11 protein-coding genes are annotated in these 13,899 nt (G+C 64.0%); 1 reads left to right on the top strand and 10 read right to left on the bottom strand.

Going from position 1 to position 13,899, the window contains the following annotated elements; genetic code table 11:
- The first annotated feature begins 11 nt into the window (after positions 1-11).
- Positions 12-956 (top strand): AEC family transporter, encoded by a 945-nt coding sequence (locus PLH32_07170; GenBank protein ID HQJ64378.1) that lies wholly within the window; start codon positions 12-14, stop codon positions 954-956.
- Here the strand turns inward: PLH32_07170 and PLH32_07165 are convergent.
- The 10 genes from PLH32_07165 to dinB all read right to left on the bottom strand — a co-directional run bounded on the left by PLH32_07165 (position 953) and on the right by dinB (position 13,886).
- Entirely contained in the window at positions 953-1,519 is a 567-nt protein-coding gene (locus PLH32_07165) for a manganese efflux pump MntP family protein (GenBank protein HQJ64377.1), read from the bottom strand. The genes PLH32_07170 and PLH32_07165 overlap by 4 nt on opposite strands.
- 13 nt (positions 1,520-1,532) lie before the next feature.
- Positions 1,533-2,177 (bottom strand): rhomboid family intramembrane serine protease, encoded by a 645-nt coding sequence (locus PLH32_07160; protein ID HQJ64376.1) that lies wholly within the window; start codon positions 2,175-2,177, stop codon positions 1,533-1,535.
- Positions 2,178-2,253: 76 nt separating this feature from the next.
- Complete coding sequence (locus tag PLH32_07155) at positions 2,254-4,341, bottom strand: hypothetical protein (protein ID HQJ64375.1); 2,088 nt, start codon at positions 4,339-4,341, stop codon at positions 2,254-2,256.
- A 13-nt stretch (positions 4,342-4,354) separates the two neighbouring features.
- Positions 4,355-5,713 (bottom strand): glycosyltransferase, encoded by a 1,359-nt coding sequence (locus PLH32_07150; protein ID HQJ64374.1) that lies wholly within the window; start codon positions 5,711-5,713, stop codon positions 4,355-4,357.
- Positions 5,710-6,573, bottom strand: a complete 864-nt coding sequence (locus PLH32_07145; GenBank protein ID HQJ64373.1) for a D-glucuronyl C5-epimerase family protein — start codon at positions 6,571-6,573, stop codon at positions 5,710-5,712. The genes PLH32_07150 and PLH32_07145 overlap by 4 nt, the downstream gene beginning before the upstream one ends.
- A 215-nt stretch (positions 6,574-6,788) precedes the next feature.
- On the bottom strand, positions 6,789-7,535 hold the full coding sequence (locus PLH32_07140) for an ATP-binding protein (GenBank protein HQJ64372.1): 747 nt from the start codon (positions 7,533-7,535) through the stop codon (positions 6,789-6,791).
- A gap of 15 nt (positions 7,536-7,550) precedes the next feature.
- On the bottom strand, positions 7,551-9,689 hold the full coding sequence (locus tag PLH32_07135; protein HQJ64371.1) for a tetratricopeptide repeat protein: 2,139 nt from the start codon (positions 9,687-9,689) through the stop codon (positions 7,551-7,553).
- 120 nt (positions 9,690-9,809) lie between these two features.
- Entirely contained in the window at positions 9,810-10,616 is an 807-nt protein-coding gene (locus PLH32_07130; protein ID HQJ64370.1) for a histidine kinase, read from the bottom strand.
- 16 nt (positions 10,617-10,632) lie between these two features.
- Positions 10,633-12,690, bottom strand: a complete 2,058-nt coding sequence (locus PLH32_07125) for an alginate lyase family protein (GenBank protein ID HQJ64369.1) — start codon at positions 12,688-12,690, stop codon at positions 10,633-10,635.
- Positions 12,687-13,886 carry a DNA polymerase IV gene (gene dinB / locus PLH32_07120; GenBank protein HQJ64368.1) on the bottom strand — a complete coding sequence of 400 codons (1,200 nt, stop codon included), beginning with the start codon at positions 13,884-13,886 and terminating at the stop codon, positions 12,687-12,689. The genes PLH32_07125 and dinB overlap by 4 nt, the downstream gene beginning before the upstream one ends.
- Positions 13,887-13,899: the final 13 nt, after the last annotated feature.

Below are 13,899 nucleotides of genomic sequence, written 5' to 3'. Positions count from 1 at the left end.
GAGGCGCACCGATGACGATCTTTATCCAGGCCGCGAACATTGTCGCACCGGTCTTCATCCTGGTCTTCGCGGGCCTGTTGCTGCAGCGCGCCGGGGTCATCGACGCTCATTTCAACGCGGTCGCCTCGAGGCTGGTTTTCACCGTCACCCTGCCGGCGCTGCTCTTCACCAAAATCTCGGCCACGCGATTTCAGGAGTTGTTCGACGGGCGCCAGATCCTCTTCGCCTGGCTCTTCATCCTGATCACCTTCGCCCTCAGCACGCTGGCGGGGATCCTGTGGGTCCGGGCTGGGCGCGACCGTGGCGCTTTCATCCAGGGGGCTTTTCGCGGCAACTTTGCCATCCTGGGTTTCGCCATGCTCAACAGCGCCTATGGCCCGGAGGTGCTCGCCCCAGCCGCGGTGGTGCTGGCGGTGATTATGCCCCCCTACAACATCCTCGCTGTGCTGGCCCTCTCGCTGACACAGAAGCGCGAGCGTTCCATCAGCGGCTGGACCGTCACCCGCCAGATTCTTACCAATCCCCTCATCCTCGCTGCGGCGGTGGCGGTGCCCTTCTCGCTGCTGCAGATCCGGCTGCCGGGAATGATCCTCGAAAGCGTCACCTATCTCTCCTCCCTTACCCTGCCCCTGGCTCTGCTCGGCATTGGCGGCACCCTGAGTTTCAAGGGCATCCGCGCGGATCTCCGCCTCTCCGTGTTGGCCGCGTTTCTCAAGATCCTCCTACTGCCGCTGATCACCATCACCGCCGCCGTTTACGCCGGTTTTCGCGGACAGGAATTGGGCGTGCTCTTCTTTTTCTTCGCATCACCCACCGCTATCGCCAGCTATGCCATGGCCGACGCCATGGGCAGTAATGCCAGGCTGGCTGGGCATATCATTCTCGCCTCGACGCTCGGCAGCATTTTTACCATCTCCGCCGGCATCATCGTGCTGAAATGGCTGGGGGTTTTTTAAGGGAGGAGCTGCAGATGTTCAAGGAGGATCTTGACGCCGATGGCGACGAGGATCAGGCCGCCGAGGATCTCAACAAACCGGCCGAGATGAGCCGTGGCGATCTTGCCGAGATAGACTCCCGCCCCCGAGAAGAGAAAAGTGGTGACGCCAATGATCAGCACCGCCGGAAAAAGCGGCACATGCAGGAGGGAGAAACTCAGGCCCACGGCCAGGGCATCGATGCTGGTGGCCACCGAGAGCAGCAGCAGTACCCGGGGTTCGGTGGCGATGAGCGGATCGCCGGAATCGTGCCCCGTCAGGGCTTCGTAGATCATCCGCACCCCCACCAGGGAGAGCAGGGCCAGGGCGATCCAGTGGTCGACGCCTTCGATGTAACGGCGCAGGCTTGATCCGGCAACCCAGCCGAGGATGGGCATCAGGGCCTGGAAGAAGCCGAAGGAAAAGGCGATCTTGAGTCCATGGGAGCTGTTGACGCTGGGAATGGTTAGGCCGCTCGAGATCGAGACGGCCAGGGCATCCATGGAAAGTCCGACTGCGATGAAGAGGAGGGTGAAAAAATCCATACCGCCTTCCGTTTTAAGTGAGCCGCCGCTGCCAGGCGGACATGATAAGCGCCCCCGCGACAAATCCCCCCACATGAGCCAGCCAGGCTACGCCACCGCTCTGGGCCGAGCCAACCGCCCCGCTGAACAATTGCATGACAAACCATAATCCCAGCACATAGACCGCGGGAATCTCAAAAATCCGCCAGATCCAGAGGAATAGCGGCACCAGCACGGTGACCCGGGCGCGCGGGAAGCGCACGGCATAGGCGCCAAGGATCCCGGAGATGGCGCCACTCGCGCCGATCATCGGTGTCATCGACTGCATATCGAAAACATAGTGCGCCGCAAAGGCGAAGAAACCGCAGACCAGATAAAAGGACAGATAACGGATCGGCCCCAGCATCGATTCGATGTTATCGCCGAAGATATAGAGGTACAACATGTTGCCGGCGATATGAAAAAAGCCTCCATGCAGGAACATCGAGGTGAGGATGGTGGAGAGATGCGAGCCGCTGGTTATGTAATACGGCACAGCGCCGTATTGCACGATGAATTCGTTCATTTGCATGCTGGGCAGCAGGCTCTGGTGGATGAAGACGATCACATTGATCGCGATCAATCCCAGCGTAACCGCCGGAAAGTGATTGCGGGCATTCTCATCACGGATGGGAATCATGGCCTGGCCCCTTTTTCAAGGTCATTTCCTGCCCTCGGGGCCGGCAGTCGCCGCGACGGCTCAGCCCCTCAGGCGGTTACCGGACATAAAAGCTCTGTGCTTTACCTGCGCGGTTGCCGCAGCGGTCGCTTACGGTGAGTTCGAGCGTATGCCGGCCCGGACGCAGCGGTGTTGCGACCGGATGAAGGAGGCGTTCCCCCTCGGGGTCGTACTCGACGATGACCGGCCGACCGTCGAGGCGGAGTTCGTACTGCTCCTCATCGCCAATGCCGGAGAGGGCGTCGTGCACGCGCGCCTGCAGTAGGGGTGTGCGCGTGGTTCTTGCCCCTTCCGCCGGCAGCAGCGCGGTGATCGCGGGCGGCTCGCTATCGCGGATGAGAGCAAACTCACCCAGCTCGCGGCTGCGACTACCGACGCTGCCGCCGCTGCCTGCCTCCCTGCCGAGATATTGCCAGTCGCCGCCCGGCGCCCGCCGGTAGAGCGCCACCTGCTCCGGATGCATCGTGTCCTCGACGTGGATGCGCACGGTCACCATTCCGCTCAAGGGGACATCCACGGGATCGATCTGATAGATCTTGCTGGCCAGCGGGAGTTTTTCGGCGCCGCGGTTGCGCGTGCGCGCCCGGACCGAAATCGATTTGAACAACGACGCTTTGTCGAAGAAGAGTTCACACAGCCCGTCCTGGGTCACGAAGATCTTCTCCCGTCCCTCGCGCACGGTGACGTACTGGAGCATCACCTCGTGGAGGACTTTTCCCTCTCCGGTCTCCGGATCGAAAAGCCGGAGTCGCACCGGGCCGGGGTGGTTCGGGTAGAGCGTCAGGCCGCTGCGGAAGCCCGCGCGGCCGCTGCGTGCGAGGAGGAGGTTCTCCTGGTGGCCGTCTCCCCAGGTGGCCTGGAGCCCGGGGATCTGCCGGACCGGCTGGGAAGCGGCGACGGTCAGACGGACGTAGGCGTCATAATAATCGGCATCGATGGTATAGCCGGCCTTGTCGAGCGCGAGGCCCCCGGTTTCCGGCTGGCGTACCGCTTCAGGTGGTCCGGCCTGAAGCCTTCCTTCGACCGTCGTGCAGTTGCCGCTGAAATCCCGAGCCTCGATGCGGAAGAGATGGATCCCCTTCTCCAGGATGGTCACGCCGGCGGGGAGGTCCCAGAAGAAACCGAGGGCGCGGGTGATGCTGGTCAACCAGGAGTGGGCCATACTGGCGGGATCGCATTCGAGGGCGCCATACCAGAGGGCCTCGCTGGCATAAAAGGGCAGGGTGTTGCCGGCCTCGCGGAAAAAGCGCTGAAACAACGCCTTGTCGCGCACCAGCGTTCGGTACTCGCGGTCGAGGTCGGCCTGGCGGTCGATTTCGTAGGGATAGGTATCGTAGCGAGTAGCGAAGACCTCCTTATCGTCGATCAGAAGGCGATAGCGATAGAGATTCATGCGGTTCTGGGCGCCGTCGATCTGGTCGAAGAACTCGGCAGCGAAGCCGATGCGTCCATAGACCGGAATGGTGCGTTCGATCCGCAGTCGGCCTTGTTCAGCAGGGATGGGCAGGTAGACCACCGGCTCGAGGTCGCCGGCGACGCGCGCGGCGGCGTCGAGGGGGATGACCATGACCCTGCGGACGGCCGGAGCCAAAGTGTCCTTGATCTCAAAGCCCTTGAGCAAGGGATTGACGGGCGATTCCGCCGCATCGCGCAGTTCGAAATGGAGATGGGGCGCCCCGGAGCCGCTTTGGCCGGTCCAACCGACGATTTCCCCTTGGGCGACCGGGATCTCGCCCGGTGCAAAGCGCAGTTCCACCGCGTAGTGTCCGGTGCGCTCCTGTTCCGCGGCGACCCGGCGGGCGATCTCCGGGTTGAATTTCTGCAGATGGCCATAGACGGCCGTTTCGCCGGTATCGAGAAGAAGAAATACAACGCGGCCGTAGCCCCAGGGAGAAACCTGGACGCGGGAGACGAATCCCGGCCGGACGGCCAGGGCCTTGTATCCCACCTGGCCGAAGGTTTTGATATCCATGCCGGCATGGAAGCGGTGGCCGCGGTACTCGCCGAAAGTTGAGGTCAGCAGCCGGCTGGCGTCGGTGGGCCAGGTGAAGGGCGGGGATTCGCTCGCCGCGGCGGTCAGATAGGCGGCCAGAAGGGCGGTCAGGGTCATCAGGATTTTTTTCATCGAAGGACTGGTATCAGGTTTGGGTCAAGTCGTCCAACAGGGCGGCCAGCCGGGCGGTCTGTTCCCGGCGGTCGAAGGAACGCAAGTCGCGCTGCAGGGCCGCGCGGGCGAGCTCGGGATCCTGCTGCAGGCGCGCGAGGGCGGCGCGGATGGCCTCGGGCTGGTCCGGGGCGCAGGCGATGACGCCCGGCTGGCCTTGTAACAGTGCGAGGGTCTCGGCCACGTTGCTGATCAGCAGGATGGGCTTACGGCTGGCCAGATATTCAAAGCTTTTGCCCGGGATGAACCTAGCGCGTGGATCATCGCAGGCGATGAGCACCAGGGCATCGGCGGCGGCCATCGCCGCCAGGGCCTGGCGATGCGGCAGGTAGCCGGACCAACTGATCCTCTCCGTTAGCCCCAGGCTGCGGACGCGTTCGGCGAAACTCCCGCTGGCGTCGAAGCCGACAAAGTGAAGATGAAGGCGGCTGGGCTCCTCCGGGCGCAGGGCGGCCAGCAGGGGTGCGGGATCGCTGAAACGGCTGATGGCACCGCAGTGACAGAGCACGAAGCGCCTCTCCGGGGGGGCGGTTGCCGGTGATAGCCGGTCTCCGGCGCGATACGGCGGGCCGGAATCCGGGAAATCGGCGGCGTCGAAACCATTGGTCATCAGCCGAGTCTTGCCGGCCCCGCCGGCGGCTTCGAGTTCGGCGACGATGCCGGGGGTGACGCCGATGAGCAGGTCGGCGTCCTGCGCCACGCGGCGCAATAGGGCGGCCTGGCGGCGGCGGTGCCAGGGGGTCGGCTGCGGGACGACGACGCTGTCAGCCCAGGCGTCGCGGAAATCAGCAATCCAGGGCAGGCGGTAACGCCGCGCCAGCCGCCGGGCGATGAGATGGGTGGAGTGGGGCGGCGAGGTGGACCAGATCGCGCTGCAGGCGCCGGAGCGGAGCAGCCCGGCGGCAGCGCGACGCGCATGCCAGCTCCACAGTATCTTGCTGTCGGGCAGCAGCACCCAGGGCAGCAACCGGCGGTTGATCCAGGCGAGCATCCCGCTCCCGCCAACAGCACGCGCCCTGCCGCCCGCGCCGGAGGCGCCCCCGGAGGCCGCCGCGGGCTGTGCCGGTTCATTGACCGGAGCGCCCGGGGTGGTTTTCCGGCGCGCGAGCGCCAGCAGCCGCTGTGGATCAAACGACCCGGCGCGCACAATCTCCACCCCGGCCAGATCGTCCAGAAGGGAGACATCCTCCGCCCAGTAGGCGATGGGCTTGACGGTCAACACCGTCGCCTGCCAGCCGAATTCAGGCAGGTATCGCGCAAATTTGGCCGAGCGCTGTGTCCCCCCCATCCCGAGCGGTGGAAAATAATAGGCCAGCATCAACACCCGTTTCACCGTGGGCCTCCCCGCAGCCGGAGTTTCTCCCCCGACTTGAAAGCCAGCCAGAGCAGATTGCACCAGGGATCGTAGAGCATTGTCCGCCAGCGGCGCGCCACACGGTAAAAAAGGGGCCGGCCGGTACGAAAGGCCAGCAGATGCATCAGCCGCAGATGGACACGCTGGTACATCCGCGATGCGAGCCGGTTGGTTGGGTGCAGGTCGTAGCGGGTCCAGAAGCCGCGGTCCCACAGACGCCAGTTCTTCTCGATGCTGGCCAGGCCGCTCTCATACCGCTGCCAGGCCTCGGGCAAGTCGGTGTAGTCGGCCCAGTCTGCGGCGCCGAGCAATGCGAAGAGGTGACCATTGAAGACATGCGATGCCGGCTCGGTCGGATACTCCTCGAACCAGGGCGAACCGTCGGCAAGCCGGCTGAGGGTGCCGCCCTCGGCGACCGGGAGATCGAGCAGCCGGATGGCCGAGCGCGCGATCTCGAGAAAATCACTCCGCGGCTTGAGCCCATGACAGCGGACCAGCAACGAGACCGCCTCACCTTGGGCCATCGCCGAAATCCAGGGCGCTTCCAGCCCGTAAAACGGCAGACTGAAATCGTAAATCCAGCCGAGCAGCCCACAGCCGGTGGGTTTGGCATGGGCCGCCAGCCATTCGGCACAGGCCAGGGCCCGGGCGCGGTCCTCCTCCTTCGCCTCTTTAGCATACTGCTGCAGGCAGTAAAGACCGTATTGGGCGATGGTAATCGGATTGTAGCGCAACCCCTCGCTCCCATAGTCCACACGCGGCACGCCGGCGGGATCGTAGTCGTAGGAAAAGTCCTCCAATCCCTGCCAGTCAAAGGGATAGCTTAACTTAAGCCGCATGCGCAGCGGTTTCCTTGATGGGGTGAAGGGTGTAAGGGATGACCGGAGCACCGGTGCCGATACGTAACCGGCGCTACAAGGTACGCATTTTTAGCGGGAATTGCAAGGAGGAAGCTGTACGACCGGGCGGGTGTCGCGTCGATGCGGCGTCCGTCAAAGTAGGGACGAGAGCGGGGGCGTAACCGCACGACTTGGCTCAACACGGAGCCTCGTGCTCAGAGCAGATAGTCCTTCTTGACTCGGCGCATCGCCTGGAAGAGATTCTCCCGGCAGCCGGGATGTGTCTGCTCGAGCGCTGCCAGCCACTCCTTGATTTCCTGCCGTTTAGAGGCGCCGTCGCTCGGGCATTCCTGCCCGAAAACCGGGACCCGGCACTCCGCCGCGTAGGCCTTGACCATGGTCTCCTCGACATAGAGCAGCGGCCGGATCAGGTGGTAGCGCCCTCCATGGACGGAAAGCATCGGCGGGCTGGTGCTGATCTCGCGGTTAAAGAGCATGTTGAGCAGCAGAGTTTCGATGAGATCGTCCTTGTGGTGGCCCAGGGCGATCTTGTTGCACTGGAAGCGTTCCGCTGTGGCGAAAAGGTGCTTGCGGCGGATGCGGGAGCAAAGAAAACAGGGATTTTCGCGGTTGACCTCGCTGTGGGCGAGCGGGCCAATGGTGGTATGCAGGATGCGGCCGCTCACCCCGAGACTATGCCAATAGTCGCGCATGGTTTGGCAGCGCGCCTCGGCGGCGGCGCCGAATCCCAGATCAACATAGACCGCGCGCAGGCTCGAGCCGGCGGCATAGAGGGTGATGCGGCTGGAAAGGATTTGAAGCAAAGCCATGGAGTCCGCACCGCCGGAGACCGCAACCAGGAGCCGGTCGCCTGGCTGGAGCATCCGGTACTCGCGCACGGCCCGATCGACCCGCGCGGTGAGAGCACGGACGGCCTCGGGGATGTTGCGGCGAGCGGCCACCCGGACAGGTCGCTCTCAGTAACGCGGCGGCGGGGCGCCGCGCAGGGTTTCGATGTCGCCGATCAGCAGGGAGAGTTTGTCCAGAAAGGCCTGTTCCTTTGCGGCATCGCCGTTGACCGAGCCGCCGCCGAGGGCCATCGCCTCCTTGATCCGGGCATACCCCGCCCGCAGCCGACCCTCCTTGAGATAAGCGAGACCCTTGGCGTAGGTAATCTTGGCCTGCTCGCGGGCGTCCCTGGCCTGCTGGGCGATGGCGAGGGCACGGTCAAAAAAAGTCTGGGCCTGGCTGTAGTTCTTCTGGGTCAGATGAATGTCGGCAAGATTGACCGCGCTCATCAGCACCATCACCGAATCCCCCTCGGCTGTGGCTTGGTTGATGGCCGAGAAGTAGCGCTGCCGCGCCTTGAGGGTATCGCCGAGTTGCCAGTAGATAGCGCCAATGTTGAGGTCCGCCCTGGCTTGGCCGCTGTGATCGCCAAGCATTTCGAGGTAATCGCCGGCCTTGAGAAAATTGGAGAGCGCGATTTCGCGTTCGTTGCGCGCCAGCCGGGTCAGCCCCATCTGGAAATAGGCACGCGCCAGGGCGGGCTCGCTGGCGAGCGACTGCGATTGCGTCAGGAAAGTGTCCAGATAGGCGACGGAGCGGTCCAGATCCCCAGTTTCGCGCATGATCTGACCCAGGCGCTGATAGACCATCGCAGCCTCATAGGGCCGTTTGATGGCAAGATTGATTTTGGCGGTACGGTGATAGGCCTGAACCGACTCGTTGGTCCGTCCCTCCTTTTCGTAGAGTTGGGCGACCTTTTGCCAGGTCAGAGCCTGGGTCAAACTGTCCGGCGGAATGTTCAGCAGACGGTTGAGGGTTTGCCGCGCCTGCTGCCAGGCCTGCTGCCCTGTGTAAACCGCAGCCAGCTCGCGCCGGCTCAGAATCAGCCCGGAGGGATCGGCCATGGGGCCGAAGAGGGCCTCGGCCTCCTGCAGCGCAGTGATGGCTTCCGCGCTCTTGTTCTCCTGCGCCAGCAAAGTTCCGAGATAGAGAGCGGACCAGGCCTCCAGCGGCTTGCTCGCCGCTCCATCGGCAGCGAGCCTGTAGAGCGTCTCACCCGCGGCCATCCGGGCCGGGGACGGGCTGGTTCCGGTGCCTGCCAGTCCCTGGTGCAGCCGTAAGGCCGCGCGGAAGGCAAGGGCAGGAGTTGCATTCCAGGCCTCCTGTGTCACCACGGCCAGGGGATCCGGTGGCGCTTCGAGGAGCGCAGCGTTGATCTCGTGGGCCGCTGTTGAATCGGCCGGCAGCTCGACACAAGCGAGTTCATCGACCTGGGGAAATACGGGCAGGGTCCATTCCATGACCGGTTTCTGCGGCGGTGCCGTGAGGGCCTGGGCGAAGCGGACCCGGGCGCCATCCGGCGCTGGACGCAGATCGAAGAGCCAAGCGGCCTGGGTGGCGGCCTTCAGGTCGCGGGCCACACCGCAAATCTCCTGCGCCTGCGGCAGCAGCTTCTCCCTGGAGAGAATTTTCACACGCAGCGGCTGCTGGCTCTCATCGAATTGCAGGGCCGCAAAAAACTGCTGGCAGGCCGAACGGTACTCCTCCTGCGTCAGATCGCCGGTCAACAGCACCAATCCCTGCTCGCCAGCGCCAAAGGGATGGCCTGTCAGGGAATCCCGTACGGCGAATCGCTGAATCAGGGACGTCAGCAATGGCGACTCCACCGTCACGGTATCGGCCGGCAGGGGCTGCTCGTTTTCCGCAGCCAGTACGCCCGAGGGGAATTCCATCGCCCGGGCGGTGATGACGATGCGGCCTGCGCGCCTCTCAAGGCGGCAAAAAAGGACGCCATCCAGCTGGAGTTCGAGATTGGCGCGCGCCAGGCTGAACGGCTCATAGAGTTCCGGAAAATCGGGCTTGATCGCCCCATCGAGAAGAGCGGCCAGGGTGTCCGCCGGCACCAGTTCCACCCCGGTCTGGCGCGGCAACCAGGCCAGAGCGGCATTCATGGTTCGATTGAAACGGTCGACCGCCGCCGGCTCTACGGCAGGATTGGCAAGGGGGATCAGACTCAGGCGAAGTCGCTCCGGCGGGGCTGAAGCGGCTGTGAAATACCCTCCGCTGACCAGGAGAGCGAGGAATAGTACGGATAGGTGCTTTCTCATCACTTGTTTACTTTGCTGTTGATTCACATGATGCCTGCTGCGGAAGCGATTCACGGCTGCATCCCTGTAGTACTGGCTTGCGGCGGCAAGTGCGGAAAGGAAAGACCACAGCGGCGGCGTTCAGCCGGCTGCATCCTCCCATTTCAAACGGATGCGCGCGCATTCTCCAGTCGGTTCACTCGCCATAACTTCAAGCGCCGTATCGGCGCCAAATCGCTGCTGCAGCGACCGCTCCAGTTCGCGAAAACCGAGTTCGTCCAGCAGCCGCTGCCGCCGCGCCGGATCGCTGATGCCCCGGCCGTCGTGCCGGACCTCGAGCAGGATCTCCCTGCCGGTTTGCCATGCCTTAAGCGTCACCTCCACCGGCCTGTCGTCAAGCTCCACTCCGCTGCGTACTGCCCAGGCTGCGAGCGGCTGCAGCATCAAGCTGGGAACAGCGTACTCGAGACAATCGTCCGCCACCGCTTCGGTTACGCGCAGCCGATCGCCGAAGCGCATGCGTTCGAGGGCGAGAAACATCCCGGCGCAACGGATCTCGAGGTTGAGCAGGGTATCCGGATGGTGATTCAACTCATGAACGAGGCGGAGATACTCAGCCAGTTTTTCGATGACCGTCCGTGCCCGCTCGGGATCGGCCACCGTCAAGGCTGCGGCATGATGGAGCGTATTGAAGAGGAATAACCGGTTCACCTGCCACGGCACACCGGGTACGACCGGTTCCACCGGTGTCGGTTTCGCGCTTTCTCTAGGTTCATCGAGGAGGCGCATCAGCAAAGCGCCCGTCAAGCCGGCAGCGCCGCCCAGGGCCACAATCCACACAGCCGGCTTGCCGGGCATGTCAAACCAGGCCGCACAGTTCAGATACAGCAGGGCGAGGGCTGAACCGGATAAGACCGCGCCGATTCCATTACGGATCCTGGATGTCATGGGCTCCTATTTTCCCTCAAGCCTGTGCGTCTTCGCACAGGACTCGAATTGTAGTGATAATATGCACAGGGAGTGGTTCATATGTGTTGACACAGAGCACAGGATTGGCATTCTTCTGCCCGAACCGGGGTGAAAACCAGCCCTGCGGAGGCGATTCTACACCCTCGACCACCTCAAGACGGACAGAATCCGGCCCGGCGATCCGGATCAGGAGGCGGCAGTCCGGATAACAGGCTTCAAGCTGGTCCGTATCGGACCAGTGCCAGCCGCAGGGCGCGAGATGCCAGAACAACTCCGCCCGCAGCGTCCCGCAGCCCAGCAGGTCATCCACCACCTGCCAGGCGCCCTCGTCCCAAGCGACCAACCGGCGGTGGACGACACCAAGCCGCCGATAGCCGTCGTGTTCAGCGCGGATGGCCGGCCCGCCTGAAACTTCCGGGGGCAGAAAACGGGCCCGCGCCTGGCGGCCCCATTGGAAGGGTCCGAGCGGCTGCGATTGATCCCGGCCATCGATACGCACCGTGTTGTGAGCCGCAGTGCCCCGGAAATAGTCGCGCCAGCAGGCCTCGCCTCGGTAAATAAAAGTGCCGCTGTCGATGAGCAGGGGCCGGCCGCCCGCGGTGAGAAGGAAATTCAGGGCATCCGCATGACCGTGCGCCGCCATCGCATCAAGTCCCAGAGGGCCGGCATCCAGAATCGCCCGCTGCGTCAGGCCGCCGCCGCGCTGCTGCCATACGGCATACCCCCCCTCCGGGAACAGGCGCAGCGCTTCCGGGTGGGGGCCCGCCGCTTCCGGAAAGCACCCGGCTGCCGCCGCGCCGTATTGCCAGAAGAGAGCAGGCGAAAAACCGGCCGACCGGGCGGCAAAATCCGGCCGTCCAAAGCGCAGGGCGGCCTCTCCGAGGAGGTCCTGCCAGGGCGTCGGCTTCATTCCCTCCGCATCCCGGTGACGCGGATCAAGCAGAAGCGCTTGGCCATCGTCGCCATCGCCGATCGGCGGCACCTGCCCGGCACCATCTATCAGGGCCGCGACGAACTCGGCCATCCGTTCCAGCCGTTCCGGGAGCGCTGCAGGAACCGGCCGGCCCGCCGCATCGGCTGCTCGGATCGCCAGCGTGCCATACTCATAAAGGTAACGCTGATAACCGGTGCTCTGTTCCTTGATCACGCCATCGTCATGCACCTGGCGGAGGAATTCCGGCCAGAAAAGGGTCAATCCCTGCTCCAGCCAAGCCCGGGCATGGTTCAGCTCAGGGAAAAAATGAGCGGCACAGATCAGGCCCGCACACTCGCCGAGCAGATGGTTGTTGGCCGAGGAGCCGCGCGAGAGGTGGTGGCGGATGTGCTCGGCGTGCTGATGGACCGAGATGAGGAGTTTTTCGTAAAAGCCGGCCGTGCAGGCGGAGGCGGATTTCACCAGTTCCAACGCCCAGCTCCAGGAAATGAGCCGTACACCCAGTTCGAGCGAGCTGGTCCAGTTGATGCCGCGGCCGCAGGGATTCGCCGCGAGCCAGGCGTGCCACTGCCCGAAGAGGGCCCGGGTCCAGCGCTCGTCGCGGCTCAACAGCCAGGCCTGACCGAGGGTGACGAAGTGTTGATGCCGGTTCAGCTCCCAGATCTGCCGGACCCCAGGGCAGAAGCCCGGGCGCCAATAGGGCATGGCCGTCCAGTGTTTCAATGGCATGGAGCGCCGGGTTAGGGGATCATAGTGCCAGTCGACAGGACCGTCAAAAGTGAAATCGGCCGAGAGCAGGGAGAAATGGCCTGCAGCCGCCCGCTCGGCGGCGGTCATCAGGGCGGCGTAGCCATCCGGCCAGCGGGCGGCAAACCAGGCCCCAGGATCGGTCGGCAGAGCGGTCTGCAGCGGCAGTGGCCGGCGCTGCCGCGCAGCGGCCAGTAAACCTTCGGGAGTGTACTCCGATTCCACAAGGATTGCCGCCAGGTCGGGGCCGGTTTCCCCGCCACGCAGGCGCGACCCTTGGGCAGCCAGGTTGCGGTACAATCGGCTGGCCATCTCGCCCGGCCGCATCACCCGTAGCCGGTAGGCATAACGCTGCAGTTCCGTCAGCGTCATGGCTCGTCCCGGATCCACTGTGAATCACGGCGGTTCTGAAGGAGGCTGGCGCGGCTGATCGCCCGGGTGCCGAACTTTTTACGCACGTCATCCATGATGCGGTCGACTTTATCCTTGCGTGCGGCCTCCGGGGTGAAGAGATCCATCTGGCCTTCACCCTGCTGCAGCTGTGAGACCGCCACCCCCAGCAGGCGTATCCGTGCGCCCTTGCGGTTGAAACTGGCGAATAGCTCGCTGGCATGATGGAAGAGTTCGGCACTGGTGTCGGTGGCGGTCTCGAGGGAGCGAGAACGCGTGAAGGTGCTGAAATCAGCAAGCCGGATCTTGAGGGTGATGGTGCGCCCGCGCACCTCATGGCGGCGCATATCGTACGCCAGATCATCGCAGAGGCTGAGGAGTGTCTGGCGCATCTCCTCCTCGTCGCCGGTATCCGCCGCAAAAGTGGACTCGCGGCTCATCGATTTGGCTGAATGGTCGTCGCTGACCGGCCGCTCATCCAGGCCATGCGCCAGACGCCAGAAATGGAGGCCCACTTGGCCGAACTTGTTGATCAGCTCCAGTTGGGCGCATGCAGCAAGATCCCCGATGGTGAAAATCCCCATCGCCTGCAGCAGCGGCACCGTCTTGGGCCCGCACCCCCAAAGCCGGGCAATCTCGAGCGGAGCGAGAAAGCGCTCTACCTCGCCCTCCGGCACAAGGACCAAACCATCGGGCTTGCGCAGATCGGAGGCGATCTTGGCGACGAACTTGCTGGGGGCGATGCCGATGGAGCAGCTCAGATTGGTCTCCTTCCGGATCTCCGCCTTGATCCGCTTCGCCATGGCCTCGGCCCCGCCGAAGAGTTTTTGTGTGGACGTGATGTCGAGGAAGGCCTCATCGATGCTGATCTGCTCGAGATCGGGGCTAAAGTGGGAGAGGATCTCCATCACCTGGCGCGAAACCTCGGCATAGCGCTGGCCGCGGGGCTGGACGTAGATGGCGCCGGGATTGAGCTTCCAGGCTTTCGAGATCGGCATGGCGGAATGTATGCCGAAGCGTCGCGCTTCATAGCTGCAGGTCGAGACCACGCCGCGGCCCCGGCCTCCCCGGGGATCGGCGCCCACCACCACCGGTTTGCCGCGCCATTCGGGATGGTCGCTTTGCTCAACCGCCGCAAAAAAGGCGTCCATGTCCAGATGCAGAATCGTCCTTGGCATGGCTCAGGCCCAC

Source organism: bacterium, assembly GCA_035419245.1.
Lineage (GTDB): Bacteria > Zhuqueibacterota > Zhuqueibacteria > Residuimicrobiales > Residuimicrobiaceae > JAKPUX01.
This window is presented reverse-complemented; position numbering and strand designations above follow the sequence as displayed.

Bases quoted from the DNA above. Each gene is read 5' to 3' on its own strand.
- PLH32_07170 (HQJ64378.1), top strand. From the start codon at position 12: ATGACGATCTTTATCCAGGCCGCGAACATTGTCGCACCGGTCTTCATC.
- PLH32_07165 (HQJ64377.1), bottom strand. From the start codon at position 1,519: ATGGATTTTTTCACCCTCCTCTTCATCGCAGTCGGACTTTCCATGGAT.
- PLH32_07160 (HQJ64376.1), bottom strand. From the start codon at position 2,177: ATGATTCCCATCCGTGATGAGAATGCCCGCAATCACTTTCCGGCGGTT.
- PLH32_07155 (HQJ64375.1), bottom strand. From the start codon at position 4,341: ATGAAAAAAATCCTGATGACCCTGACCGCCCTTCTGGCCGCCTATCTG.
- PLH32_07145 (HQJ64373.1), bottom strand. From the start codon at position 6,573: ATGCGGCTTAAGTTAAGCTATCCCTTTGACTGGCAGGGATTGGAGGAC.
- PLH32_07135 (HQJ64371.1), bottom strand. From the start codon at position 9,689: ATGAGAAAGCACCTATCCGTACTATTCCTCGCTCTCCTGGTCAGCGGA.
- PLH32_07130 (HQJ64370.1), bottom strand. From the start codon at position 10,616: ATGACATCCAGGATCCGTAATGGAATCGGCGCGGTCTTATCCGGTTCA.
- PLH32_07125 (HQJ64369.1), bottom strand. From the start codon at position 12,690: ATGACGCTGACGGAACTGCAGCGTTATGCCTACCGGCTACGGGTGATG.
- dinB (HQJ64368.1), bottom strand. From the start codon at position 13,886: ATGCCAAGGACGATTCTGCATCTGGACATGGACGCCTTTTTTGCGGCG.